This is a genomic window from Thioclava sp. ES.031 (genome assembly GCF_002563775.1).
Classification (GTDB): Bacteria; Pseudomonadota; Alphaproteobacteria; order Rhodobacterales; family Rhodobacteraceae; genus Thioclava.
In genome coordinates, this window is the sequence record NZ_PDJO01000001.1 from 478,969 (window position 1) to 505,058 (window position 26,090).

Genomic DNA, 26,090 nt, shown 5'->3' on the forward strand with positions numbered 1-26,090 from the left:
GCCGCCCGATACGATTGGAGGATATTCCTTGGGTAATGCGCGCAATCTGGCCTTTTGGGCGGTGCTGTTCCTGCTGATTTTAGCCCTGTTCAACCTTTTCGGTGATGGGCAATCTTCGATGAACTCGTCCCAAGCGACCTACTCGGAGTTCATGGACGCCGTCGATAAAGGCGAGGTGAAGAACGCCCGACTCGATGGCGAAGAGGTGCGCTACCAGCTCGCCGACGGCACAAGCTTCACCACCATCAAGCCGATGGAAGATCAGATCGCAGAGAAGCTGATCGACAAGGGCATCGCGGTGACCGTCGTCAAACAGCAGCAATCGGGCTTCATGTCGCTGCTGGGCGTCTGGCTTCCCTTCCTCGTGCTGATCGGCATCTGGATCTTCTTCATGAACCGGATGCAGGGCGGTGGAAAAGGCGGCGCGATGGGCTTCGGCAAGTCCAAGGCGAAGCTGCTGACCGAGAAACATGGCCGCGTGACGTTCGACGACGTGGCGGGCATCGACGAAGCCAAGGAAGAACTCGAAGAGATCGTGGAATTCCTGCGCAACCCGCAGAAATTCTCGCGCCTCGGCGGTAAGATCCCGAAAGGCGCGCTGCTGGTGGGCCCTCCGGGTACCGGTAAGACGCTTCTGGCCCGCGCCATTGCGGGCGAGGCGGGCGTGCCCTTCTTCACCATTTCGGGCTCCGACTTCGTCGAGATGTTCGTGGGTGTCGGCGCATCCCGTGTCCGCGACATGTTCGAGCAGGCCAAGAAGAACGCGCCCTGTATCGTCTTCATCGACGAGATCGACGCGGTGGGCCGTGCCCGTGGCGTCGGCATCGGCGGCGGCAATGACGAGCGCGAACAGACCCTCAACCAGCTTCTGGTCGAGATGGACGGCTTCGAGGCCAACGAAGGCATCATCATCATCGCGGCGACGAACCGTAAAGACGTGCTCGACCCCGCGCTGCTGCGTCCGGGCCGCTTCGACCGTCAGATCCACGTCCCGAACCCCGACATCAAGGGCCGCGAGAAGATCCTGACGGTTCACTCGCGCAAAGTGCCGGTGGGGCCGGATGTCGACCTGCGCACCATTGCGCGCGGCACGCCGGGCTTCTCGGGTGCCGACCTGATGAACCTCGTCAACGAGGCCGCGCTGATGGCGGCCCGCGTCGGGCGTCGCTTCGTCTCGATGGAAGATTTCGAGAACGCGAAGGACAAGGTGATGCTGGGTGTCGAGCGCCGCTCGATGGTCCTCACCCCCGAGCAGAAGGAGATGACCGCCTATCACGAGGCCGGTCACGCCATCGTCGGCCTGTCGCTGCCGAAATGCGATCCGGTCTACAAGGCCACGATCATTCCGCGCGGTCAGGCGCTGGGTATGGTCGTCTCGCTGCCCGAGATGGACAAGCTCAACTACCACAAGGACGAGGCCAAGCAGAAGATCGCCATGACCATGGCGGGCAAGGCGGCCGAGATCCTGAAATGGGGCGAAGAGCATGTCTCGAACGGTCCGGCCGGCGACATTCAGCAGGCGTCGGCGATTGCCCGTGCCATGGTGATGCGCTGGGGCATGTCCGAGAAGGTCGGCAATATCGACTATGCCGAGGCGCATGAGGGCTATCAGGGCAACACTGCCGGCTTCTCGGTCTCGACCAAGACGAAAGAGCTGATCGAGGAAGAGGTGCGCGGCCTGATCGAAGAGGGCTACCAAGAGGCGCGCCGCATCCTCACCGACCGGATCGAGGATTGGGAACGTCTGGCCCAGGGCCTTCTGGAATACGAGACCCTCACCGGCGACGAGATCAAGAAGGTCCTCTCCGGAGAGCCGCTGGGCGGTGACGATGACGACAGCTCCTCGGGGAGCCTGCCGTCGGTGACCGCGCTGCCCAAAACGTCCAAGAAAAAGGATCAGGGCGACGGCGGGGCGGAAACCACCCCCGAGCCTTCGGCCTGACCGCGAAGGTTCGCGAGAATGGTCACGCGTGACGCTTCAGTGCCGGGCGCAGCCGATTGGGACCCAGACGCTTATGCGCGGTTCCGCAATCTGAGGCTGCGCCCGGCACTCGACCTTCTGGCGCGGGTGCCGCAACTGCCCGAACGCGGCAAGATCATCGATCTGGGCTGCGGCAATGGCGCGGTGTCCGAGGCGCTGAACCACCACTACCCCAAGCGCAAGATAGTGGGCGTCGACAATTCCGAGGCGATGCTGAAGCGCGCCGCGGCGACCGGCGCCTATCACCACTGCGATCTGGTCGACATTTCCGAATGGGCGCCCAACAAGCCGCCGGCGATGATCTTCTCGAACGCGGCGCTGCATTGGCTGCCCGATCACGCAACGCTCTTCCCACGTCTGGCCGGAGAGCTGCGCGAGGGCGGCGTTCTGGCGGTGCAGATGCCCGCCCAGCATGGCGCGCCGTCGCATCGCATCCTGCGCGAGCTGTCGCAGGAGATGTTCCCCGACCGGTTCAACTTCGCGGGCTGGGTGCCGCCCGTGGCCCCGGCGGTGGATTACGCGAAGATGCTCAGCCCTCTGGGCGAGGTCGATATCTGGCACACCGAATATCTGCAGGAGTTGGAGCCCACGCCGGGCGCGCATCCGGTGCGCCGCTTCACCGAAAGCACGGCGATGCGTCCTTTCCTGCGGCTCCTAGGCGACACTGAAGCGCAGGTTCTCATCGAACGCTATGAAACCGCGCTCGAGACGGTTTATCCTTTGCGGGACGACGGCAGCGTCTTTTTCCCGTTCCGTCGTCTGTTTGTCGTCTTGTCAAAGAGGGGCTGATGGCCGCGCTGAAACCCACGCAATATCAAGGGGAGGTCGTCTGGCTCGGGCTGGTGACCACCGAGGGACAACTTACCTCGACCCCGGTCGAAGAGATCGACTTCACCTTCGACGGTCCCGTGGGAGAGCTGCATGGCGGGCGCACGCGCCCTTCCTGCTCGCGGGTGACCGATCAGCATCCCAAGGGCATCGAGATCGCCAATGTCCGCCAGCTGACGATCCTGTCGGCGGAGGAGTTGGCCGAGACCGCTTTCGCGATGGGCGTGCCGGAAATCGACCCTTCCTGGGTCGGCGCGACGATCGTGCTGCGCGGCCTGCCGGATCTCACCCATATCCCGCCCTCGGCGCGGCTGCAGAACGAGACCGGGCTGACCCTCGTCGTGGATATGGAGAACCGCGCCTGTGTCCTGCCGGGCCGGGTGATCGAAGAGCACTATCCCGAGAAGGGTAAACGTTACAAACCGGCCGCCCAAGGTCGGCGCGGCGTGACCGCTTGGGTGGAGCGTCCCGGCCGTCTGGTCGTGGGCGAAACCCTGCGGCTGCATATCCCCGATCAGCGCGCCTGGGAGTTGATGGACGAGGTCCGCTGAGGCGATTTAATCCCGCAACGGTCGCTTCTTTCCCTTTCGCCGGGCCGTCAAATGACTACCCTCCCTCAGCAGGAGGACCCGATGACGAGTGACTTAGAGATTGCCCGTGCCGCGACGCTGCGCCCGATGCCGGAAATCGCGGCGAAGCTGGATATTCCCGAAGACGCGCTGATCCCCTATGGCCGCGACAAGGCGAAGCTGGAGGCGGAGTTCATCGCGGGTCTGGATGAGCGCGAGACCGGCAAGCTGATCCTCGTCACCGCGATCTCGCCGACCCCTGCGGGCGAGGGCAAGACGACGACGACCGTGGGTCTGGGCGACGGGCTGTCTCGGATCGGCAAGCGCGCCGCGATCTGCCTGCGCGAAGCCTCGCTCGGTCCGAATTTCGGGATGAAGGGCGGGGCCGCGGGCGGCGGCTACGCGCAGGTCGTGCCGATGGAGTCGATGAACCTCCATTTTACCGGCGATTTCCACGCCGTCGGCGCCGCGCATAACCTGCTCTCGGCGATGATCGACAACCACATCCATTGGGGCAACGCGCTCGAGGTCGACGCGCGCCGGGTCACATGGCGGCGTGTGCTCGACATGAACGACCGGGCGCTGCGCGACATCGTCGTCAGCCTTGGCGGTGTCTCGAACGGCTTTCCGCGCCAGACCGGTTTCGACATCACCGTGGCCTCCGAGGTCATGGCCTGCCTCTGCCTCAGCCGCGATCTGACGGATTTGCAGGAACGGCTGGGTCGGATCGTCGTGGCCTATCGCCGCGACCGCTCGCCCGTGACCTGCGCCGAGATCGGGGCCGATGGCGCGATGGTGGTGCTGTTGAAAGAGGCGCTGCAGCCCAATCTCGTGCAGACGCTGGAGGGCACGCCCGCCTTCGTGCATGGCGGCCCCTTCGCCAATATCGCGCATGGCTGCAATTCGGTGATCGCGACGCAAAGCGCGCTGAAGCTGGCCGATTACGTCGTGACCGAAGCGGGCTTCGGGGCCGATCTGGGGGCGGAGAAATTCTTCGACATCAAATGCCGCAAGGCCGGGCTGAGCCCGAATGCTGCGGTGGTCGTGGCAACGGTGCGGGCGCTGAAGATGAATGGCGGTGTCGCAAAAGCGGATCTCGGCGCGGAAAACGTGGCCGCCGTCGAGGCGGGCTGCGCCAATCTCGCGCGTCACATCGCGAATATGAAGAAATTCGGCGTGCCGGTTGTGGTCGCGATCAACCGCTTCACTGCCGATACCGAGGACGAGATCGCAGCGGTGCGCGACGCCGCCGAAGCGCAGGGCGTGGAGGCGGTTCTGTGCACCCATTGGGCCGAAGGCGGCGCGGGGACCGAGGCGCTGGCGGAGAAGATCGTCGCGCTGACCGAAAGCCCGTCGCAATTCGCGCCGCTCTATCCCGATGACATGCCGCTGTTTGAGAAGATCGAAACCATCGCCACGCGCATCTACCACGCGAGCGACGTCTATGCCGATCAGAAGATCCTCAACCAACTGCGTGACTGGGAGGCGGCGGGCTATGGAAACCTGCCGATCTGCGTGGCCAAGACGCAGTATTCCTTCAGCGCGGACCCGACGCTGCGCGGGGCGCCCTCGGGCCATACGCTGCCGATCCGCGAGGTGCGGCTCTCGGCGGGGGCGGGGTTCGTCGTGGTGATCTGCGGTGAAATCATGACCATGCCGGGCCTTCCCCGGCACCCGGCTGCGGAGACGATCGGCCTCGATGCCGAAGGCCGCATCACGGGTTTGTTCTAGGCGCGCGGTCTTGAGCTTGTTGGGCCAAGCTGCGATAGGGGGCGCGAGTGTTCCGGGAGCCTTGTCGATGAAATCTCCGTCAGACCTGCACACGATGGAAGAGCTGCGCGTCGCCATCGATGCGCTCGACCGGGAGCTGGTCGAGATGCTCGGTGCGCGCACCCGGCTGATCGCCCGTGCGGCGGAACTCAAACAGGGAAATGGCTGGCCCGCACGCATCCCCGACCGGGTCGAGGATGTGGTGGCGAAAGTGCGCGCCGCCGCCGGTCCTGCCGGGCTCGATCCCGATCTCGCCGACCGTCTGTGGCGCGAGATGATCGAGCATTTCATCGCGCAGGAAGAACAGGTTCTGGGCAAGGGAGACCCCGATGAGCGCCACGATCATTGACGGAAAGGCGCTTGCGCAGGTCAAGCTGGACGAGACCTATGCCGAAGCGCAGCGGCTCTCGGAGGCGGGCTGGGCTCCGCGCCTCGTCTCGGTCTCTGTCGGCGATGTCGCGGCGGCCGAACTCTATGTCCGCAATCAGAAGAAATACGCCGAGAAAGCCGGTGTAGCCTTCGAGGTGCGCAACTACCCCGAGACGATCAGTCTAGAGCAGCTCCAAGGCGTGCTGGCCGGTCTGAACGCCGATCCGCGCGTCAATGGCATCATCATCCAGCGCCCGCTGCCCGCCCATATCCCGGTCAAGGTCCTGCAGAAGGCGGTGCATCCGCTCAAGGACGTGGAGGGGATGCACCCCGCCTCGATCGGCAATATCGTCTATAACGAGCTGGAGCTCGGCCCCTGCACCGCCGTCGCGGCCGTGGAGATCCTGAAATCCCTGCCGCTCCAGACCGAAGGTCTCAATGTCTGCGTGATCGGCCACTCCGAGATCGTGGGCAAGCCGATCGCCTTTCTGATGATGGGGCTCGGCGCCACCGTCACCGTGTGCCACCACATGACGCGGCAGGTCTCGGTGCATTCGCGCGCCGCCGATGCCGTGTTCGTCGCGGTGGGCAAGCCGGGGCTGGTGCATGGCGAGATGCTCAAACCCGGCGCGGCGCTGATCGATATCGGCATCAACCGGGTCGAGGGGCGCACCGTGGGCGACGCCGATTTCGACAGCTGCGCCGAGGTGGCGGGCTGGATCACGCCGGTGCCGGGCGGGGTGGGGCCGGTCACGGTCTCGACGCTGATGAACAACGCGGTCCGCGCGACCCGCATGCAGATGGACCATTACCGCACGACCTTCGCGGCGGCGGAGTGACGGAGGAATGAAATGACGGCGACGATCATCGACGGGAAGGCCTTCGCAGCGAGCGTGCGCGAGAAAGTGGCCGAGCATGTCACCCGGCTGCAGGAGGAACACGGCATCACGCCGGGCCTCGCGGTGGTGCTGGTGGGCGAAGACCCGGCCAGCCAGGTCTATGTGCGCAACAAGGGCAAGCAGACGCTCGAAGCCGGGATGAACTCCTACGAGCACAAGCTGCCCGTTGAGACCTCCGAGGCCGATCTGCTGGCGCTGGTCGAGAAGCTCAACGCCGATCCGGCGGTGCATGGCATCCTCGTTCAGCTGCCGTTGCCCGATCACATCGACGAGGAGAAGGTGATCAACTCGATCACTCCCGCGAAGGATGTCGACGGGTTCCATATCCTCAATGTGGGCCTTCTGGGCACCGGGCAGAAATCGATGGTGCCCTGCACGCCGCTGGGCTGCCTGATGATGCTGCGCGACCAGCTGGGCAGCCTCTCGGGGCTGAACGCCGTCGTGGTGGGGCGCTCCAACATCGTCGGCAAGCCGATGGCGCAGCTGCTGCTGCGCGACAGCTGCACCGTCACCATCGCGCATAGCCGCACCAAGGATCTCGCCGATGTCTGCCGGGGTGCCGATATCCTTGTGGCCGCCGTGGGCCGCCCGCGCATGATCCCGGGCGACTGGGTGAAGCCCGGTGCGACCGTGATCGATGTCGGTATCAACCGGATCGACGCGCCCGAGAAAGGCGAGGGCAAGACCCGGCTGGTGGGCGACGTCGATTTCGACAGCGCCAAGGAGGTCGCGGGCGCGATCACCCCGGTTCCGGGCGGCGTCGGTCCGATGACCATCGCCTGCCTTCTGGCCAATACCGTGACCGCCTGCTGCCGCGCGAACAACCTTCCCGAACCTGAAGGTCTGACTGCCTGACAAAGGTGGGTAAGGATTTCCACAGGTTGGGCGGGGAAAAACGGCCTTTGCCGTTGTCGGACCTGTAACGCTTGCGTTACCTAAGCGTCAATTGGGGCGTGGCGGCGATGGCAGGATTCTGGAAAATATATTGGCGGGCGTTGAAGATCCCGGCTCTGCCGGTGATCTGGGTCGTGGCATCGCTATTCGGCATCGTGGCCGGACCGTTCAATACTCTCGAATCCATGTCGCTCGGTGCGCGGGTGATTTTCTGGCCGCTCAGTGTCGCGGTCGGCATCCTGATCGGCGCGGCGATCCGCATTTTTGTGCGGCGCAAGCTGGGTTTCCGCCGGTTCCGCTACGAGGCGCCCACGCTTGCCGGTCTTTCGGCGCTGGTGCTGACTGCGCCGCTTTACCTGCTCGTGCTGCTGCTCGCGACGGATCCGAAGTTCGGGGGCTTCGAGATTTTCCATATGGCGGCCTATATCCTCGGCCTCTCGATGGCAGGCTCGACCCTGCGGCACTGGATGACGCCTCAGCAGGGGCGTCCGAGGCGGGCGCAGGAGGCCCCGGTGGCTGCCGCGGAGAAGGAGGCCCGCCGGGACGTCGAGGCTGCCGGTGAGGGGACGCTCTCTTCGCGCGCGCCGCGTTTGCTGTATCGGCTCGAGCCTGACCTGCGCGCGCCGCTGATCCGCCTCGCGGTGAACGACCACTATGTCGACGTGGTGACCGAGGCGGGGGAGACGAGCCTGCTGATCCGGCTTGCCGATGCGATTGCCGAGACCGAGGGGACGCCTGGCCTGCAGGTCCATCGCTCGCATTGGGTGGCGCGCGACGCGGTGCGCGGGTTGCGCAAGGAGAAGGGCCGGACCTTCCTGCAGATGGCCGATGGCGTAGAGGTGCCCGTCTCGCGCACCTACCAGCCGCAGGTCGAGGCGGCTGGCTTCCGTAATTCCCCGGGAGCTGACCGGATGGCTGCCCAGTAGCGCCTTTAGTGGACGATCACCTCGTCTCTGACGAACATGTTGTCCCAAGCGCGATCCACCAGCTCCGGCGTCATCTGATAGGGGATGCCCTCGAATTCGCAGATCGAGATCATCTGGTCGATCAGGAAGACCGGCTGATAATTCGCGTAGATATTGTCGATGGTGGGGTACTTCACCTTCAGCAGATGCAGCAGCGCCTTCTCGTCGAGCGGCATGTTGCGCTTCTTCGCCATCATCTGGAAGATCTTGAGATAGTCGGACTGGTTCGGCCCGTCGATCTTGATCTTGAAGAAGATACGACGCAGCGCCGCTTTATCGAAGATCTCGTTCGGGTGGAAGTTGGTCGAGAAGATCACGAGCGTGTCGAAGGGCACCTCGAATTTCTCGCCCGATTGCAGCGAGAGGATATCGCGGTTCTCTTCGAGCGGCACGATCCAGCGGTTCACCAGCTTCTGCGGCGGCTCGGCCTGACGGCCAAGGTCGTCCACGATGAAGACGCCGCCCGCCGATTTGAACTGCAGCGGCGCGGTATAGGTGCGCGCGGTCGCGTTGTATTTCAGGTCGAGCATGTCGAGCGAAAGTTCACCGCCGGTGATCACGGTCGGGCGCTCGCAATAGACGTAGCGCTGGTCGAACTGCATCCCGCGCTTGCGCAGCGAGGTCGGGTCATCTTCCTCGACCGGGACGGGGGTGTGCACGATCGGGTCGTAGACGGTGATGATCTGGCCCGCATATTCGATGGCGCGGGGGATGAAGATATTGTCGCCGATTGCGTCGCGGATGCCGTTCGAGATCGAGGATTTCCCGTTGCCGGGCGGGCCATACATCAGGATCGAGCGCCCCGAGGAGACCGCCGGGCCAAGCTGGCCGATCAGGTCGGGCGGCAGGATCAGGTGCCCCATCGCGCCCAGAAGCTGCTGGCGGGTCAGCTGGATGTTACGGATCGACTGGCGCTTCACCTGCTCGCGATAGACGGTCAGCGGCACCGGCATCGCGCCGTAATATTCCGACTGCGCCAGCGCGTCGAGCGCGCGCGCCTTGCCGGTGTCGGAAAGCTGGAAGCCCATCTCGCCGCCGGAATTGGCGTGCAGCGTGCCCATCGCCTCCAGCAGGCCCTGCTTGCGGCACATGTCGATCAGGTCCTGCACCATCGTGATCGGCAGGCAGACCAGCTTGGACAGCGCAGAGGCCGTGTCCGTATTGGTGCGGAACATCGTCTTGAGCAGGATGTCCCGCATCATCACGACGTTCAGCCCGGTTTCCTCCAGCGCGCGCGGCGGGGCCGGGGCGATGACATTCGAGGTCATCATGTTCATCTGGCGCGTCCTCTCGGCTGTGCACCCCGCTTTGGTCCTGCGCGGGGGCTAAGATCAGTCCGGGCCAATCTTGCCGGTGATTGTGGCCAAATGTTGGAAAAACCGGGTAATCGCCGCGATACCCGATCGCTGGGCTGAACAATCAGCCTAGCGCCACGAGCAGCAGATACGCCCAGAGCGTGCCGACCAGCGCCAGCCCCATCGGGAAGTCCTTGCGCTTCCAGCTCACCCAGTCGGGCGTGGCCTTCACCACGGCGGGGATTGCGCGAAAGATCCGGTGCGCGGCGAAGGCCGCGAGCAGGAAGGCGCAGAGCAGGAACATCGTCAGCTGCACATCGAACAGCTCATGCGAGAAGAACGGCGCGGCGGCGGCTGCGAATTTCGCGTCGCCCGCACCGAAATGCGCGATCTGGTTCAGGATGTAGCCGACAAGAAAGACGACCAGCGCATGGCTCCACCGCCAGGCATAGACGTCGATCGGCAAGAGGAACGGCCCCGCGAAAGCGAAGATCACCAGAAGCGCCAGCACCGCCTTGTTGCGGATCTTCATGTATTTGAGGTCGGTGAAGACCACCCAGGCGCAAACCGGGGTGATCAGCACCAGAAAGATCAGCGCCGAAAGCGGCGGAGCGAGACCGAGCATCCTCTTAGCCTTTCAGCGCGCTCGACGATCCCTGATCGAGCGCCTTCAGCGCCCGGTCGGCCTCCGCGAAATACTGCGGATTGGTGTCGATCGCGTCTTGCAACAGCGTCTTGCCGATATTGACGTCGCCGCGCTTCACTGCCGCCAGACCCGCCGTATACAGAAGCTGCGCGCGTTCCATCTGGGTCATGTCGATCACGGGCAGGTCGTATTTGCCCTGGCTGGCCCGCGCGAGCACGAGGTTGTTCTTCGTGGTGAAGCGGGTCGGATCGTAGGTGAGCGCTTCCTTGAACAGCTTCTCGGCGCCTGCGGCATCGCCGCGGCTGAGCTTGGAGAAGCCCCAGTTGTTGTAGATGCCCGCGGGCTTCGTGGTCAGGCCCGCCGCGGTCTCGTAGAAGCTGTCGGCCTTCTTCCACTTTTTCTCGCTATCGGCGACCATCGCTTCGAGCCGGTAGCGGTCATAGGTCTCATGGGTCGGCGGCACGGTGTCCAGCGTCGCCTTCGCCCCGGACCAGTCATTGGAGCGGATCTGCGCCTCGGCCATCGACACGCGATCGTCATTGGTCGCGCCCGGCATCGTGAGAACCTCTTGCCAGACCTTCACGGCCTGCACGGGCTTTTGCGCGCGCACCAGCGATTTCGCGAGCCCACGCTTTGCGTCGATCCGGTCGGGATGGTCGTTGGACAGCCGGGTGAAATAGGTCACGGCCTCGTTCGGATCGGCGACCGTCAGCATGATGTCGGTAAGGTTGGTCTCATCAACGGCATTCACGCTTTTCATCGCGCGGGCGACTTCGGCGTCGCTGTTATTGCCCATACAGCCGGAGAGAGTCATCGCGCAGCCAGCCAAGGCTGCCAGAAAGATCGGGTGGCGCATGTTACCTGCGTCCTTTTTGCTCGAGCCTCAGTGCTTCGTCAGCAGCAGGTAGTCACCGACCCCTTTTCTGACGAGCGTGAACTGCTTGTCCTGTGGCGCAGCGTAACCCGGCTCTATAATTTTTGCGAGCGCCCGCTTGAGGTTTTGCTTGATCGCGTCCGATTGGCCACTGTCCAGCGCGAAGGCCAGTTTGAAGACGCGCGCGGCTTCGGCGTATTTTCCGCGCTCCATCAGAACGACGCCAAGGTTGTTCCATGCCGGCACGAAGGTCTGGTCGGCCTCGGTCGCGCGGCGCAGCATCTGTTCGGCTTGGTTCAGACGTCCGAGTTTCAGGTCGGCCGAGCCGATACCCGAGAGGATTTCCGCCGTAGCGCCATGCTGGCCCGCCGCGCGGTAATAGGCTTTCAGAGCAAGCTCGTATTCGCCCGCTTCCATCAGCCGGTGGCCGACGAGGAGCCCGTCGACCGCTTCCGCGCCGGGTTTGGTGCCGGGGGCGAATGCGCCCCGTTTCTCAGCCGAAAGGCCGCCCGGGTTGCAGGCGGCCAGTGTGCTTAGTGTCAGCGCGGCCAGTATCAGGCCGCGGCGCTTTGGGATCATGCCGTCAAATGCCTATATTCTTGAAGGTCTCAAGCATATCATAGATCGATGGGCCAACAAGAATGATCAGAAGCGGCGGCACGGTGAACATCATCGTGCCCAGCGTCATCTTGGTCGGGATTTTGTTCGCGGCTTCCTCGGCGCGCATGATCCGCTTGTCGCGCATATCGGCGGCATAGAGGCGCAGGGCTTCGGCGATCGAGGTGCCGAATTGCTGCGACTGGATCATCACGGTCACGAAGCTCGCGATATCCGGCACGCCCGAGCGTTCGCCGAAGTTGCGCAGCACGGTCGATTTGTCGAGACCGGCCTTGATCTCATGCGCGACCATCGCGAATTCCTCCGACAGCGCCGGGTAGGATTTGTTCAGCTCTTTCGAGACCCGGATGATCCCCTGATCGAGCGATTGGCCCGCCTCGACGCAGACCAGAAGCATGTCGAGGGAGTCGGGGAAGCCGTTCTGCATCTCGTCGGTGCGCGCATTCACGCGCTTGTTTACCCAGTATTTCGGGCCGTAATAGCCGACGCCGCCGGGGCCGAGCACCCACATCACCGTTCCCAGCATCCCCATCGCTTGCCCTTCGGGAGCGGAGGCATTGTAGAGCACGACATAGAGCGAGCCGAGCGCGAGCAGGCCGATTCCCGCCGCGAACTGGATCGCGTGGAAGGTGCGCACGGCATTCGGGCCGCGATAGCCCGCCGATTGCAGCCATTTGCGCGATTCTGAGAGTTCCTCGGCGTTTTGCGGCTCGAGGAAGGCCGAATATTTCTGCAGCTTGTCGCTCTGGGTGTCGCGCAGCTTCTGGTTGGTTTTGTCCGTGTTCCCACCTGTGTTCTGGCGTGGCGGGCGCGGGGCTTTTCCGCGGATCTTGTCGAACGGGTCCTCGCGCTTCTTCAGGAGCGCTGGGACCGCGGCGAGCACCAGAAGCCCGCCAAGCGCCGCCAGAGCGATCATCGGGCCCATCGGCCCAAGCGCATCGGTCAGCATCTGGTTGATGGCTGCGAAATCCATTGGGCTCTCCTCAAACCTTGATGGTTGTCATGACCTTCATGAAGATCACGTTGGCGCCGAGTAGCAGGAACACCACGATGGCGGCCGGAATGAAGGCGGCGGTCGTTTTCACCTCGTCGTAATAATCGGGCGAGACGACCTGAATGATCACCATCACGATGACAGGGAAGGCCGACAGGAAGATACCCGACCAGCGCGGCTCTGCGGTAATGGCCTTCACGCGGCGGAACAGCCGGAAGCGCGAGCGGATGACCTTCGACAGGCCTTCGAGCACTTCGGCGAGGTTGCCGCCCGAAGTCTGCTGGATCGACACGGCGACTGCGAGGAAGCGCAGATCCTGCATATCGAGACGTTCGGCCATTTCCGAGATCGCCTCGGCCACGTTGCGCCCGTAAGCCGCTTCGTCGGCGATGATACCGAACTCGGTGCCCATCGGATCGGGGATTTCGCGTGCGACCGCCTGGATCGCGGAGGCCAGAGGGTGGCCGACGCGCAAGCTGCGCACCATCAGTTCCACCGCGTCGGGAAGTTGTTCCTCCATCAGCGCCATGCGCTTCTTGGCCTTCGAGGAGACCCAGAAGAACACGCCGCCCACGCCCATGAAGAGCGCGAGGAAGAGGCGGATGAAGAGGCCCGCCTGCGAGCTCAGCGTCAGGGCCATGAAGGACGCGAAACAGGCGAAGGCCATGATGCCGATCAGCGCCATCGGCGAGAAGGCGATATTGCCCTTCTGCGCCTTTTCGGCCAGCAGCGAATAGAGCGGGATCGAGCGCGCGTCGCTGTGCTGCGTCGCTTCCTTGCGCAGACGTTCCAGCACCTCTTCGCGCCGTTCGCCCTTGTTGAGCATCTCCAGGCGTCGATTGACCCGTTTGTTGAGCGAGATCGATTTGCCGAAGAACAGCAGATAGACGCCTTCGACGAGCAGCAGAACTGCGACGAAGATCAGCAGGTAGATAATGGGGGTCGCCATGGCGGGGTGTCCTTAGTCCTGCACGGGTTCGTAGATCGAAGCCGGCAGGTCGTAGCCCCATTGCCGGAACCGATCGGAATAATGCGAGCGCACGCCGGTCGCGGTGAAGCGGCCGATGATCTTGCCGTCGGGCGCGAGGCCGAGACGCTCGTAGCGGAAGACTTCCTGCATCGAGATCACGTCGCCTTCCATGCCGGTGATTTCCGTCACAGAAACCATGCGGCGCGAGCCGTCCTGCAGACGCGAGGCCTGCACGATCAGGTTCACAGCCGATGCGATCTGGCTGCGCATCGCCTTCATCGGCATCTCGATGCCCGACATCGAGATCATGTTCTCCAGACGCGCCACGCCGTCACGGGCGGAGTTCGCGTGGATCGTTGTCATCGACCCGTCGTGGCCGGTGTTCATGGCCTGCAACATGTCGATCACTTCCTCGCCGCGCGTTTCGCCGACGATGATACGGTCGGGACGCATCCGCAGCGCGTTCCTGAGACAGTCGCGCTGGGTGACCGCGCCCTTGCCTTCGACGTTCGGCGGACGGCTTTCCATCCGGCCCACGTGGGTCTGTTGCAGCTGAAGTTCGGCCGTGTCCTCGATCGTCAGAATACGCTCGGAGTTGTCGATGAAGGACGACAGCGCATTGAGCGTGGTCGTCTTACCCGAACCCGTCCCGCCCGAGACGATCACGTTGAGACGCGTCGCGACGGCGGCTTGCAGATAGGCCGCGATTTCCTCGGTGAAGGCGCCGTAATTGACGAGATCGTCGATCCCGAGCTTGTCCTTCTTGAACTTACGAATGGAGACGAGCGAGCCGTCCACCGCGATCGGCGGCACCATCGCGTTGAAGCGCGAGCCATCGGCGAGACGGGCGTCCACGTAAGGGTTGGATTCATCGACGCGACGACCCACGGCCGACACGATCTTGTCGATGATGCGCAGCAGGTGGCGCTCGTCCTTGAAGGTGATGTCGCTCAGTTCGAGCTTGCCGTCGCGCTCGATGAAGATCTGCTGCGGGCCGTTGACCAGAATATCGTTGACGGTCTCGTCCTTGAGCAGCGGCTCGAGCGGGCCGAGACCCATGACCTCGTCATACAGCTCCTGCTGCAGCGCCTGGCGGTCCTGCGCGTTCAGCGCGACCGAAAGCTCGGTCATCGCCTCGGCAGTGATGTCGGCGATCTCCGCGCGCAGCTCGCGTTCCGAGGCGTGCTCGAGCGCGGCGAGGTTCAGGTTCTCCAGCAGGCGCTTGTGCAGCTCCACCTTGAGTTCCTGAAGGCGCTGTTTGCGCTTCTTTTCCTTGTCGGCGGCCACCGGGTCGGCGGCGACCTTCTGGGGAGCCAACTTGCGATGCACCTGCGTCTTCGGCGCAGCGTCGATCGGCGGCGGCTTGGCGGCACCGGGCGCGGGCGGCGGGGGGGCGGCCTTGCCGTTGGTGGGCTTTGCCCCGTCTTTCTTGTAGCGCGAAAACATCTGGACGTGTCCTTTCGGGTCAGGCTGCCGCTTCGACGGCTTCGTTCAGCTCCACCAGCGAGCCGGCGAGCTTCTGGAATTCCTTGCGCAGCGGCACTTTCGGCGCCGAGAGCGCCAGCGGGAGCCCGTGGTCGTTGGCCTGCGTGATCTGCTTGCCGCCATCGCTCATCAGCAGTTCGAGCGAGATATCGAGGCTCTCGGCCAGCCGCTTCACGCGGGCCTTGCCGTTCAGATCGGTGAATTTCGGCGCGCGGTTGAGCACGTAGCGCAGCTTCTCGGTCGGCAGACCTTCGGATTTCAGCGCACGCTGCATCCGCAGCACGTTCTGGGCCGAGCGCATGTCCAGCTCGATCAGCGCGAAATAGAGATGCGCCTTGTTCAGCACCGTCTCGGTCCAGCTGACCACGGTCGAGGGCATGTCGATCACGACGAAATCGTAATGCGCGCGCGCCATGTCGATCAGGCGCTCCAGATCCTCGCCGCTCAGCAGATCGAGCGGCAGCATGTCGGTCGGCGCGGTCAGCACATCGAGCTTGTCGTTGAAGCTGAGCATCGCCTGCCGGAAGGTTTCCTTATCCATATGCTCGGTATCGGCGAGCATCTCGTAGATCACCTCACGGCGCGGCAGGTCGAGATAGGTCGCCGCAGCGCCGAATTGCAGATCGAGATCGAGCAGGCAAACTTTCGGCGAGGTCGAAGGATCTTTTTTCTTCTTCTTACCGTCATGGATCGTCGCCATTTCCCAGGCGAGGTTCACCGCGAAGGTGCTGGCCCCGACACCGCCGGACAGGCCGTGGACCGGAAGAACGACACCGTCATGATTGCCGCTCGCCGAGAATGTCGGAGCGTTCATGTTGGGTGCCATCTCGGGCGGCGGCGCGGCTTGGCCCAGACGCTCGATCGCGTCATGGAGCGCACCTTCGGGAAGCGGGTAGGGGACGAAATCATCGGCGCCGAGGCGCAGCAGCTGATGCAGCGCGATCGGGCTGACCTCGTCGGCGATCAGGATGACGCGAATATTGCGGTCCTTCGCCTCGGTGATGATGCCGGAGATCTTGGTCAGCTCGTCCTCGTCTTCGCCATCCACGGCGATCGCGATGAACTCGAGCTGTTCCGCGTCGGGTTGGCTCAGGAAAATTACCGCTTCATCAAAGGTCAAGTCGCCCCAGCTTTCACCAAGCTCGGTCTCCATATCCTCGATCAGCAGGTCGAAATTCGACACATCGCGGGACACGGTGCAGGCCTGAATCGGGGCCGGCTCCGAAGTCATGATAGCTGCTGCAGTCATTGCCTCTGTCCTCTTTTTCATGACCCGCGGCGGTGTTCCGTTAACTCTGTTGATACACCGCGGACCGGACGCGACTCGCTGGACGCGCCTATTCCGTCGAGGATCAATCTCGGTTCCAATCTGGGCGACATTGGGGCCAGACTGTTTCAATTGTGGGATAAAGAGAGACGATAAAGAAAAACGGCGGGCTTTGTTGAAAGCGCCCGCCGTCAAAAGATGTTCTCTACCGCAAAATGCGACGAGGTTAGTAATTTCAGAAGCTTAGTTGCCGCCGCCGCCACTGTCGCCGCTGCTGGCCGCTGCAGAGGCGATGTAGTCGCGATAGATCACCGCCGCGTACTTGCCGTCGAGCAACATCGGTTTGCCCTTGGTCACGAAACCCGAGACCTCGGTGACGGTGCGACGATTCTGTTCGTTCGGGGCCTGCGTGTAGACCAGCGGATGCGTTTCGCCGTAGGACACGAGCGCCTCGAGCCGAGACCGCGAGATGCCCTGCGAGACGAGGAAATTCACCACCGCACGCGCGCGGCGCAGCCCCAGAGCCTTGTTATAAGCGTTGGAGCCGACAAGGTCGGTATGTCCGTAGACGCGGAAGCGCACTTCCGGGTTCTGTCGGATCCAGTTCGCCTGCTGCGACAGCGCATTGCGCGCCGGCGCATCGAGCACCGACGAGTTGAAGGCGAAATGCACCGTGTTCGGCACATCGGCGGCGAACTTGCGCGTCATATTGATGACGTAGCTTTTGTCGCCGCTCATCATCGCCTGATTCTGTGCGATGGCGGAGCCGAAGCCCAGCGATCCTTCCGTGGTTGAGCCGACCTCGGAATTGAAGGTCTGGGTGCCTTCGGTGCAGCCAGCCAGTGCCGCGACGGTGCCGATGGTGATCGCGAGAGTACGCAGTTTCATGTTTCCAGCCATCTCGCTCACTCCATCACATAGCCATAGGAGCCGGAGAAGTCCTGCTTGGCGACTTCTGCAGCAGGGCCTTTTTGCGGCGCTTTGCCGCCCGAGGTTCTGCCGTTGAGAAACAGCTCGGACTCGGTTGGCGGCTTCAGGCGATCCGTCGGCAGCGCCAGCGTGTCACCCTTGACGGGCGAGACAAGATGCGGCGTGACGATGATCACGAGTTCGGATTGCTTGCGTTCGAATTCGGTCGAGCGGAACAGCGCGCCGAGCACCGGCACATCGCCGAGCCACGGAATCTGGCCCACGGAATCGTTGAAGTCGTCCTGAAGCAGGCCCGCGATCGCGAAGCTTTCGCCGTCGCGCATCTCAACCGTGGTCGAGGTCGAGCGTTTCTTGAAAGCGCTGACGTTGAACGTACCACTCGTATAACCGTTCGCCGTGTCGATCGAGGAGACCGAGGCGGCGATTTCTAGGTTGATCACGTCACCGTCCACCACGCGCGGCGTGAAGGACATCTCGACGCCGAACGGTTTGTACTGGATCGAGACATCGCCGTTGTTGAGCACCGGGATCGGATATTCGCCACCGGCGAGGAAATCCGCCGACTGGCCCGAAAGTGCGGTCAGGTTCGGTTCCGCGAGGGTGCGTACGACGCCTTTGTTTTCCAGCGCCTGGATGAGAACGCCCAGTTGGAACGTGCCACGGGTGAGGCCAAGGCCGATGCCGTTGTCGTAGCTTTGAGTGGTCGCGCCGAGGGTGGTAGTCTGGGTGCCGCCGAAGCCAGCCCCGGTCCCGAAGCCACCACGCGGACCGACGCTCGCATTGATCGAGGAGCTAAGGCTTTTCGCGACCGAGCGCTGCATCTCGGCGAAGCGCACTTTCAGCATGACCTGCTGCGTACCGCCGACCATCATCAGGTTCGACACCCGGTCGGGCGCGTAACGATTGGCGAGTTCCAGCGCGCGGCTGAGCTTCTGCGCCGAGGAGACCGTGCCCGATAGGACGATCCCGTCATTCGCAGTGCGCACCTGAATGTTCTCGCCGGGCAGGATCTGTTTGAGGCGTTCCTTGAACTCCGCGAGGTCCGGGGTCACCTGAACGTCGACATTCGAAACCAGCTTGCCATCGGCACCAAGGATCGTCAGCGTCGTCCGGCCCGGCACCTTGCCCAGCACGTAGATCGAGCGATCCGAAAGGGTCTGGATGTCCGCGATGCCGGGATTGGCGATCGAGAGTTCCGAAAACGGCGTGTCGCTTTCCACGACCACCGCGCGGTTCAACGGAACCGTCAGCGGAGCCTGAGTCGCCCCGGACAGAATCCGCAACGTGTCTGCTTGCACCGGGCTCATCACCGCGACGCTCAGCGCCATGCCGCATAGGCAGGCCTGCATTAAGGTTTTCAATTTCATCTGTGACCCTGCCTCTCCGATCACGCCACTCGCAAATCTTTTGTCTGCTTAGGGACTGTTTTGGTCCATTATTGCAAAGGAGAATGCGCCAAGACCTGTTTTTTTGCAAGAATCAATGGATTGAGCGCCGTTCTTGATGTGGATAAACGGTCACATGTAAAAGCGGGGCCCCGAAGGGCTCCGCGCAAATGACTGATATTTGTCATTTATTTAGTTGGTGCAGGGGATCGGCGTCTCGATGACTTCCGTGCCCTTGCGGGTCTTGATCGTGCAGACCTGCGCTTTTTCTACCTTCTTGGCCTCTTGCTTCTGGATACCAAGCAGCTCGTCACGGTTGATTTCGATCTGGCCAAGCTGTGCGCTGTTGTCGAGGCCGACGAGCGAGAGGGTCAGGCGCCCGGTGTTCTGCGCGAGTGTCAGGGCCGCGACCTGCTCGGGGCTGACTTCGGCGGTGACCGAGCGGGCGATTTGCGTCGCTTTTGTACGGTCGGGATTGGTGCTCTGATCGATCGCGATCAGTTTCAGATTGCTGTCGATCAGCTTGGTTACCGGCTCGCCGTCGATTTGGCCGGACCAATATACATCGACCAGATCGCCCGGACGCAAGAATCCCGAGACGGCTGAGCTCGACGAGACTTGGATGGTAAATGCGCGACGACCGTCAGGTAGGCTGGCCATGATGCCCGCGTTCTCACCCGGTTGAGTGACACGCGAGGCGAGCAGCATTTCGCCGGGCGCAAGAGAGCGCATCGAAGCCCGGTCACGGGTTTCTCCCTCCAAGAACGCGGCCCGTGTGGCTTCCGGGGTGCCTTGCTTTGCAGCGATTACGGTAAAGGCGTTTTTCGGCACCGCATTTGCTTGAATCTTGATAATCGCAAGGTCTTCCGGCCCGAAATGCTCACCGTATTTAAGCGGTTTACGCGCGACCACGACTTCAGCAAGCTTCGGCGCGTTTTTCTGCATCGCGGCCAACTGATCGCGTTCTGCTTGAAACTGCGCGATCTGTCCCTGCGCCATCATAACGGCGACACCAGCGAGGCCGACGCCTGCAACCAAGAATAGAACGAAGATCAGTCGCATGTGTTCATCCTTTTTCGGTTCCGATCGGCGTGGGGGCATCTTCGCGCAGTATAAACAAGAACAATGGCGAAACCGTGTCACGTCGAAGCTGATTAAGTGAATTCAATCGATGCCGGTTGTGCCTTCGCTATTGATTTCATTTTCAGCAAAGGTTGAGACAAGTTTCTGCCCGTCAAGAAACTCGGCCGTCTTTCCAGAAACACTTGCAGTTTCCTGCCAGATAAGCACCGTCGCCATCGAGCCCAGAGCGACTAGGGACGCTGTCAACACCACCCAATCTACGGTCACTGCTCCCTCTTCGTCTTTTAGAAGGCGAGCTCGATTGGGGTTCGTCGGTAACATGGCATAGTTTCCCTAAATATAGGCCTTCAGAGGAAAGCATTCGCCGGATTGAAGTGAAAATTCTGGCGTGGGGTCATTACTTGAGATGTCAGGCCAGCATCGTCGTCACTCGGATATGAAATGGGCCGCCAACAAAGCGGCCCATAAAGATCTTTTTATGAGGTTCAGCTATCATCCGTGCCGTTATTGGTGAAGCCGGACTCGGTGTCGGTGAAGGTCTTCTCAACTTTGGCGCCGTCAAGATATTCTGCGATTTTGCCGCTGAGCTCACCGGTTTGGCTACGGATCAGCGCCATTGCAGCGGCGCCGAGGCCGACGACAGCAGCGGTCAGCACAACCCAGTCAACGGTCACAGCGCCGTCTTCTTCGTCGTGGAACTTCTTGATTTTGAAAAACTTCATCATGGTGTCTCTCCTAAGGTTTGTCTCTGCCCCGCAATCTCGGTTGGCGTCCGTGCCGGTTTCCGTCTCGCGGTATGGGGACATATGGCCCCCGGAACGTGGCGCGATTTGGGCGCATCGCAGGCGATTTCGCGAAAACGAAAATTGCGGCTGACGAATCCGCTAAGTCATTGTTAATTAACGAAACAAAAATCTAACTTTTTGTGAGATTTGCATTTTTCGTCCGAATTTCGGCTGTCGGACCACGAATCGTCGGCCTGAAAAGGGCGGATTCTCTGGAATTTTTCCGGGTTTTCAGGGATAGTCTGGCTAAAGCGGCCCTCGAGAGCCGCGCGAGGCAGTGAGCAGGTGGCGCAGATGCGCAAAGTTTTCGCAGGAATCCTCTGCAGTGCGATGGTGGCCGTGGTCGCGCCCGTGGGGGCCGAGCCTGCGGCTCCCGTCTTCAAGAGCGTGAAGCCAAAGACGGTCAAGCCGCCTGCGCCCGGCACCAAGCGCTTCATCACGATCCAGATCGACCCCGAGGAACAGAAGCGCCAACTCGCCGCGATGGCGAAGCAGCCTTGGGAGCCGGAAACGGCGCCTGCCAAAGAGGACAGCGCGACGGGGAACGCAGCGGCCTCTACGCCCACCCCGCGCGCGCCTGCGCATTACGCGTGGTATTGGAAAAAGGTCTCGCCGCGCCTTGGAGAGCGTGCGGGTCGGTTCGATCAGGCGATCTCCGCGCTGTCGCAGGGACCGAATGGCACAAGGGTGCGCGAACCGCGGCTCAACGATCTGGCCAAGATCGCGCGCACGCATGGCACCGATATCCTGCGCTCGACCATCGGAACCGAGGTCTCGCCCGCGCTGGTGCTGGCGATGATCGCTGTGGAATCGGGCGGACGGCATGACGTGCAAAGCCATGCAGGCGCCGTGGGGCTGATGCAGCTGATCCCGGCCACCGCTGAGCGGTTCGACGTCGAAGACAGCAAGGACCCGGCGCAGAACATCGCGGGCGGGGTGAGCTATCTCGACTGGCTGATGAAGGAATTCGACCGCGATCCGCTGATGGTGATCGCCGCCTATAACGCGGGCGAGAACGCGGTGAAGCGCAATGACGGCGTGCCGCCCTTTGCGGAGACGCGCGACTACGTGCCGAAGGTGCTGGCGGCGTGGAACGTGGCACGGGGGCTCTGTGCGACGCGTCCACAGCTGGTGAGCGACGGCTGCGTCTTCCAGGTCACCCAAATGGCAAAGAGCGACCCCTGAGGGCCGCTCTTCACGTCTCTAGCCTATGGAAGGCGATCAGTTGATGATCGTCGCCTCGGTGGCGGCACGGATCTCGTCTTCGGTGACGCCCTCGGCGCATTCGACGATCTTCAGCCCGCCCTCGACCACATCGAGCACACCGAGATTGGTGATGATGCGGTTGACGACGCCGGTGCCGGTCAGCGGCAGGGTGCATTCCTTCAGCAGCTTGCTGTCGCCATGCTTGTTGGTGTGGTCCATCACGACGATGACGCGCTTCACGCCCGCCACGAGGTCCATCGCGCCGCCCATACCCTTCACCAGCTTGCCGGGGATCATCCAGTTCGCCAGATCGCCATTCTCGGCCACTTCCATCGCGCCGAGGATCGCCATCGCGATCTTGCCGCCGCGGATCATGCCGAAGCTCATCGAGCTGTCGAAATAGACCGTGTTGGGCAGTTCGGTGATCGTCTGCTTGCCGGCGTTGATCAGGTCGGGATCCTCTTCGCCCTCATAGGGGAAGGGGCCCATGCCGAGCATGCCGTTCTCCGATTGCAGCGTGACGTGCACGCCCTCGGGGATGAAGTTCGGGACCAGCGTAGGGATGCCGATGCCGAGGTTCACATAGGTGCCGTCTTCAAGCTCCTGCGCCGCGCGGGCGGCCATCTGATTTCTATCCCATGCCATGGGTCAGGCCTCCTTCTTTTCGCGGGTGGTGACTTTCTCGATGCGCTTCTCGTGCTCGCCCTGGATCAGGCGGTGCACGTAGATGCCGGGCAGGTGGATGCAGTCGGGGTCGAGCGAGCCCACGGGCACGATCTCTTCGACTTCCATCACGCAGACCTTGCCGCACATCGCCGCCGGCGGATTGAAGTTGCGCGCCGTCTTGCGGAAGATCGCATTGCCGGTCTCGTCCGCTTTCCACGCCTTCACGATGGAGACGTCGGCGAAAATGCCCTCTTCGAGGATGTAGTGCTCGCCGTTGAACACCTTCACCTCTTTGCCTTCGGCGATCTGCGTGCCGTAGCCGGTCTTGGTGTAGAAACCGGGGATGCCGTGGCCGGCGGCGCGCATGCGCTCTGCCAGCGTGCCCTGCGGGTTAAATTCCAGCTCGAGCTCGCCGCTCAGATACTGGCGCATGAATTCCGCGTTCTCGCCCACGTAGGACGACATCATCTTCTTGATCTGCTTGGTATCGAGCAGCTTGCCGAGGCCGAACCCGTCCACGCCGCAGTTGTTCGACGCGACCGTGATGTCCTTGACCTTGCTCTCGACCAGCGCGTCGATCAGCATTTCGGGGATGCCGCAAAGCCCGAAGCCCCCGGCCGCGATCAGCATTCCGTCGAAAAGAAGCCCGTCCAGGGCCTCTTCCGCGGAACCGTAAATCTTGTTCATGGATATCCTCCGCTCATGTGCGCGTGAAGATGACGCCGGGGCGGGGGGGAGTCAATTGCTGCGATGCGGCGAAGGCGGGTGCCAGGATCAACTTCACGCGTAAATAGACCGGGGGAGGGGCTCTGCCCCCGTCGCCGTCGGGCGACAAGACTTGAGAGAGAGGGGGGTCGTCCCCGTCGCCGTAGGGCGACAAGACCTCAGAGAGGGGGGGCTCTGCCCCCGCGCTGTCGCGCTCCCCCGGGATATTTTGATCGAGAAGAAGTGGGGCGCGGGCGCCTCACTCCTCGTCGGTCTTCTTGGTTGCCGTCTTTTTCGCCGCGGGTTTCTTCGCGGCGGTCTTCTTGGCGGCCGGTTTCTTCGCAGCGGGCTTTTTCGCGGCTGTCTTCTTGGGGGCGGCTTTCTTCTTCGCGCCGCCCTTCTTCGCCGCTTTCGCCTCGATCAGCGGAAGCGCGTCTTCGAGCGTGACGGATTCCGGCTCCAGCTCTTTCGGCAGGGTCGCGTTGATCTTGCCCCATTTGACGTAAGGCCCGTAGCGCCCCGGCATGACCGCGATCGGGCCGCCCTCGGGGTGTTCGCCCAGCTCCTTGAGCGGCTTCGCAGCGGCTCCGCGCCCGCCTTTGGCGGCTTTCTGGGCGATCACCTCCACGGCCCGGTTCATGCCGATGGTGAAGACCTCGTCGACCTCGGGCAGGTTCGCGTAGATCCGGCCCTTCTTGACGTAGGGCCCGTAGCGCCCGATCCCGGCTTCGACCAGCTCGCCATCTTCCGGGTGCGGGCCGATCTCGCGCGGCAGACTCAAGAGAAGCAGCGCTTTCTCCAGATCGATTTCCTCGGGTTTCCAGCCCTTGGGCAGCGAGGCGCGCGGCGGTTTGGGCACATCCTCGGTCGGCTCGCCCTTCTGGACGTAGGGGCCGAAGCGACCGACGCGCAGCGTGATCGCCTGATCCTCGTCATAGCCCAGCACCTTGCCGTCGAGCGCCTGCACCTCGTCATCGCCATCGGGCGCGGAGAGAGGCCGGGTGAAGCGGCATTCGGGATAGTTGCCGCAGCCGATGAAGGCCCCGCCGGAGCGCGCGGTCTTCAGATGCAGCTTGCCGTTGCCGCAAAGCGGGCAGATGCGCGGGTCGGACCCGTCGGGGCGCGGCGGATAGAGATGGGGGCTGAGAACCTCGTCGATCTTGTCGAGAACTTCCGAGATGCGCAGCTCCGACGTCTCTTCCAGAGCCGCCGAGAAATCGCGCCAGAAGCGCTTGAGCACTTCCTTATAGTCGCGATCGCCCGCCGAGATATCGTCGAGCTGATCTTCCAGATCGGCGGTGAAATCGTATTCGACGTAGCGCTTGAAGTAATTCGACAGGAAGGCCGTCACCAGCCGCCCGGTATCCTCGGGCATCAGGCGGTTCTTGTCCTTGCGCACATAGCCGCGATCCTGAATCGTCGTGACGATCGAGGCATAGGTGGAGGGGCGCCCGATGCCTAGCTCTTCCATCCGCTTGACCAGCGTCGCCTCGGTGTAGCGCGGCGGCGGTTGGGTGAAGTGCTGCTCGGGCGTGATGTCGCCCTTCTTGGCCTCTTCGCCCTCGTGAATCTGCGGCAGGCGGTTGCTGTCCTCGCCCTCGTCGTCGTCGCGGCCCTGATCGTAGACTTTCAGGAAGCCGTCGAACACGACGACGGAGCCGGTCGCGCGCAGTTCCACCTGCTCATCGCCGGAGCCGACGAGAACGGTCGTGCGCTCGAACCGCGCGGCCTCCATCTGCGACGCGATCGTGCGCTTCCAGATCAGATCATACAGCTTCCACTGATCGTCGGAGAGCTTCAGCTTGTCGGGCGACTTCGACATATCCGTCGGGCGGATACATTCGTGCGCTTCCTGCGCGTTCTTCGCCTTGTTCTTGTACATGCGCGGAGATTTCGGGACGTAACTGTCGCCGAACTTGTCCTTGATCGCATCGCGGGCCTGCATCACGGCCTCGGGTGCCATGTCGATGCCGTCGGTCCGCATATAGGTGATGTGACCGGCCTCGTAGAGACGCTGCGCCGCCGACATCGTGGCGCGCGCGCCGAAGCCGAACTTGCGGCTGGCTTCCTGCTGCAGCGTCGAGGTCATGAAGGGCGGGTAGGGGTTGCGATTTGCGGGTTTCGCCTCGACCGAGGTCACGCTGAGATCGCGCGACGTGATCGCCTGCACCGCCATCTCGGCCGCGGTTTCGTTCTCGAGGTCGTATTTCTCGAGCTTCTTGCCGCCCAGAACCGACAGGCGCGCCTCGTATTCCTGACCGCGCGGCGTCGTCAGGATCACCTTCACCGTCCAGTATTCGCGCGGCTTGAAGGCTTCGATCTCCATCTCGCGCTCGACGATGAGACGCAGGCAGACCGACTGCACGCGGCCCGCCGATTTCGCGCCGGGCAGCTTGCGCCACAGGACCGGCGAGAGGTTGAAGCCCACGAGATAGTCGAGCGCGCGGCGGGCCAGATAGGCCTCCACCAGCGGGGCATCGACGTCGCGCGGATGTTTCATAGCTTCCTGAATCGCGGTTTTGGTGATCGCGTTGAAGGTGACGCGGGAGACGTTCTTGCCCTTGAGCTTCTTCTCCAGCGCTTCCTGCAGGTGCCACGAGATCGCTTCGCCTTCGCGATCAGGGTCAGTTGCGAGGATCAGCGTGTCGTCGTCTTTCAGCGCGTCGGTGATCGCCTTGATGTGTTTTTTCGAGTCGCTCGCGACTTCCCATTTCATCTCGAAATCGTGCTCGGGATCGACCGAGCCGTCTTTCGGAGGCAGGTCGCGGACGTGGCCGAAGGAGGCGAGAACGGTGTAGTCAGACCCTAGATATTTGTTGATCGTCTTGGCCTTGGCAGGGGATTCGACGACAACAACAGCCATAAGGTCCTCACTATTCAGTGCAAAAAGGGTCTGGGCGCGGAAC

General features: G+C 62.7%; 25 protein-coding genes. 9 read left to right on the plus strand and 16 right to left on the minus strand.

Annotation, left to right across the window (positions count from 1 at the left end):
• Positions 1-28 precede the first annotated feature (28 nt).
• The 8 genes from ftsH to AXZ77_RS02465 all read left to right on the plus strand — a co-directional run bounded on the left by ftsH (position 29) and on the right by AXZ77_RS02465 (position 8,236).
• Positions 29-1,942, plus strand: a complete 1,914-nt coding sequence (gene ftsH, locus AXZ77_RS02430) for an ATP-dependent zinc metalloprotease FtsH (protein ID WP_098409889.1) — start codon at positions 29-31, stop codon at positions 1,940-1,942.
• 18 nt (positions 1,943-1,960) lie between these two features.
• On the plus strand, positions 1,961-2,770 hold the full coding sequence (locus tag AXZ77_RS02435; RefSeq protein WP_098409890.1) for a methyltransferase domain-containing protein: 810 nt from the start codon (positions 1,961-1,963) through the stop codon (positions 2,768-2,770).
• Entirely contained in the window at positions 2,770-3,360 is a 591-nt protein-coding gene (locus AXZ77_RS02440; RefSeq protein ID WP_098409891.1) for a sulfurase, read from the plus strand. Before AXZ77_RS02435 ends, AXZ77_RS02440 begins: the two co-directional genes overlap by 1 nt.
• A gap of 81 nt (positions 3,361-3,441) precedes the next feature.
• Positions 3,442-5,109, plus strand: coding sequence for a formate--tetrahydrofolate ligase (locus AXZ77_RS02445; protein WP_098409892.1), 1,668 nt, complete (start codon positions 3,442-3,444; stop codon positions 5,107-5,109).
• A 67-nt stretch (positions 5,110-5,176) separates the two neighbouring features.
• On the plus strand, positions 5,177-5,497 hold the full coding sequence (locus tag AXZ77_RS02450) for a chorismate mutase (protein ID WP_078521910.1): 321 nt from the start codon (positions 5,177-5,179) through the stop codon (positions 5,495-5,497).
• A complete protein-coding gene (locus AXZ77_RS02455) occupies positions 5,478-6,356 on the plus strand; it encodes a bifunctional 5,10-methylenetetrahydrofolate dehydrogenase/5,10-methenyltetrahydrofolate cyclohydrolase (protein ID WP_098409893.1) in 879 nt (292 codons plus the stop codon). Before AXZ77_RS02450 ends, AXZ77_RS02455 begins: the two co-directional genes overlap by 20 nt.
• A gap of 12 nt (positions 6,357-6,368) precedes the next feature.
• Positions 6,369-7,271, plus strand: a complete 903-nt coding sequence (gene folD, locus AXZ77_RS02460) for a bifunctional methylenetetrahydrofolate dehydrogenase/methenyltetrahydrofolate cyclohydrolase FolD (RefSeq protein WP_078545214.1) — start codon at positions 6,369-6,371, stop codon at positions 7,269-7,271.
• A gap of 107 nt (positions 7,272-7,378) precedes the next feature.
• Positions 7,379-8,236, plus strand: coding sequence for a LytTR family DNA-binding domain-containing protein (locus AXZ77_RS02465; protein WP_141536206.1), 858 nt, complete (start codon positions 7,379-7,381; stop codon positions 8,234-8,236).
• A gap of 5 nt (positions 8,237-8,241) precedes the next feature.
• On the opposite strand, the gene AXZ77_RS02470 is transcribed toward AXZ77_RS02465, so the two are convergent.
• The 13 genes from AXZ77_RS02470 to AXZ77_RS02530 all read right to left on the minus strand — a co-directional run bounded on the left by AXZ77_RS02470 (position 8,242) and on the right by AXZ77_RS02530 (position 20,547).
• Positions 8,242-9,552: an ATPase gene (locus AXZ77_RS02470; RefSeq protein ID WP_078602082.1), complete on the minus strand. Its 1,311-nt coding sequence runs from the start codon at positions 9,550-9,552 to the stop codon at positions 8,242-8,244.
• 142 nt (positions 9,553-9,694) lie between these two features.
• A complete protein-coding gene (locus AXZ77_RS02475; protein ID WP_078602081.1) occupies positions 9,695-10,195 on the minus strand; it encodes a prepilin peptidase in 501 nt (166 codons plus the stop codon).
• Between the two features lie 4 nt (positions 10,196-10,199).
• Entirely contained in the window at positions 10,200-11,072 is an 873-nt protein-coding gene (locus AXZ77_RS02480) for a lipopolysaccharide assembly protein LapB (protein ID WP_098409895.1), read from the minus strand.
• Between the two features lie 27 nt (positions 11,073-11,099).
• Positions 11,100-11,669, minus strand: coding sequence for a tetratricopeptide repeat protein (locus tag AXZ77_RS02485; protein WP_098409896.1), 570 nt, complete (start codon positions 11,667-11,669; stop codon positions 11,100-11,102).
• Between the two features lie 4 nt (positions 11,670-11,673).
• Positions 11,674-12,681: a type II secretion system F family protein gene (locus AXZ77_RS02490; RefSeq protein WP_098409897.1), complete on the minus strand. Its 1,008-nt coding sequence runs from the start codon at positions 12,679-12,681 to the stop codon at positions 11,674-11,676.
• Between the two features lie 10 nt (positions 12,682-12,691).
• Positions 12,692-13,651: a type II secretion system F family protein gene (locus AXZ77_RS02495; RefSeq protein ID WP_098409898.1), complete on the minus strand. Its 960-nt coding sequence runs from the start codon at positions 13,649-13,651 to the stop codon at positions 12,692-12,694.
• Positions 13,652-13,663: 12 nt separating this feature from the next.
• Entirely contained in the window at positions 13,664-15,118 is a 1,455-nt protein-coding gene (locus AXZ77_RS02500; protein WP_098409899.1) for a CpaF family protein, read from the minus strand.
• Positions 15,119-15,137: 19 nt separating this feature from the next.
• On the minus strand, positions 15,138-16,406 hold the full coding sequence (locus AXZ77_RS02505) for an AAA family ATPase (RefSeq protein ID WP_098409900.1): 1,269 nt from the start codon (positions 16,404-16,406) through the stop codon (positions 15,138-15,140).
• Positions 16,407-16,667: 261 nt separating this feature from the next.
• Positions 16,668-17,312 (minus strand): OmpA family protein, encoded by a 645-nt coding sequence (locus tag AXZ77_RS02510; protein WP_255266391.1) that lies wholly within the window; start codon positions 17,310-17,312, stop codon positions 16,668-16,670.
• A 17-nt stretch (positions 17,313-17,329) separates the two neighbouring features.
• On the minus strand, positions 17,330-18,721 hold the full coding sequence (locus tag AXZ77_RS02515; RefSeq protein ID WP_098409902.1) for a type II and III secretion system protein family protein: 1,392 nt from the start codon (positions 18,719-18,721) through the stop codon (positions 17,330-17,332).
• Between the two features lie 210 nt (positions 18,722-18,931).
• Positions 18,932-19,801 (minus strand): Flp pilus assembly protein CpaB, encoded by an 870-nt coding sequence (cpaB, locus tag AXZ77_RS02520; protein ID WP_098409903.1) that lies wholly within the window; start codon positions 19,799-19,801, stop codon positions 18,932-18,934.
• A gap of 102 nt (positions 19,802-19,903) precedes the next feature.
• Positions 19,904-20,143, minus strand: a complete 240-nt coding sequence (locus AXZ77_RS02525; RefSeq protein WP_098409904.1) for a hypothetical protein — start codon at positions 20,141-20,143, stop codon at positions 19,904-19,906.
• A gap of 164 nt (positions 20,144-20,307) precedes the next feature.
• The gene (locus tag AXZ77_RS02530) at positions 20,308-20,547 is read right to left on the minus strand and encodes a hypothetical protein (protein ID WP_098409905.1); all 240 of its coding nucleotides are present in this window, start codon (positions 20,545-20,547) and stop codon (positions 20,308-20,310) included.
• A 354-nt stretch (positions 20,548-20,901) separates the two neighbouring features.
• Here AXZ77_RS02530 and AXZ77_RS02535 point away from each other — a divergent pair, with 354 nt between their 5' ends.
• Positions 20,902-21,792, plus strand: a complete 891-nt coding sequence (locus tag AXZ77_RS02535) for a lytic transglycosylase domain-containing protein (RefSeq protein ID WP_255266392.1) — start codon at positions 20,902-20,904, stop codon at positions 21,790-21,792.
• Between the two features lie 36 nt (positions 21,793-21,828).
• Here AXZ77_RS02535 and AXZ77_RS02540 read toward each other — a convergent pair whose 3' ends face one another.
• The 3 genes from AXZ77_RS02540 to topA all read right to left on the minus strand — a co-directional run bounded on the left by AXZ77_RS02540 (position 21,829) and on the right by topA (position 26,047).
• Positions 21,829-22,458 carry a CoA transferase subunit B gene (locus AXZ77_RS02540; RefSeq protein WP_078602074.1) on the minus strand — a complete coding sequence of 210 codons (630 nt, stop codon included), beginning with the start codon at positions 22,456-22,458 and terminating at the stop codon, positions 21,829-21,831.
• Positions 22,459-22,461: 3 nt separating this feature from the next.
• Positions 22,462-23,166, minus strand: a complete 705-nt coding sequence (locus AXZ77_RS02545; RefSeq protein ID WP_078521876.1) for a CoA transferase subunit A — start codon at positions 23,164-23,166, stop codon at positions 22,462-22,464.
• 277 nt (positions 23,167-23,443) lie between these two features.
• On the minus strand, positions 23,444-26,047 hold the full coding sequence (gene topA / locus AXZ77_RS02550) for a type I DNA topoisomerase (protein ID WP_098409906.1): 2,604 nt from the start codon (positions 26,045-26,047) through the stop codon (positions 23,444-23,446).
• Between the last annotated feature and the right edge of the window lie 43 nt (positions 26,048-26,090).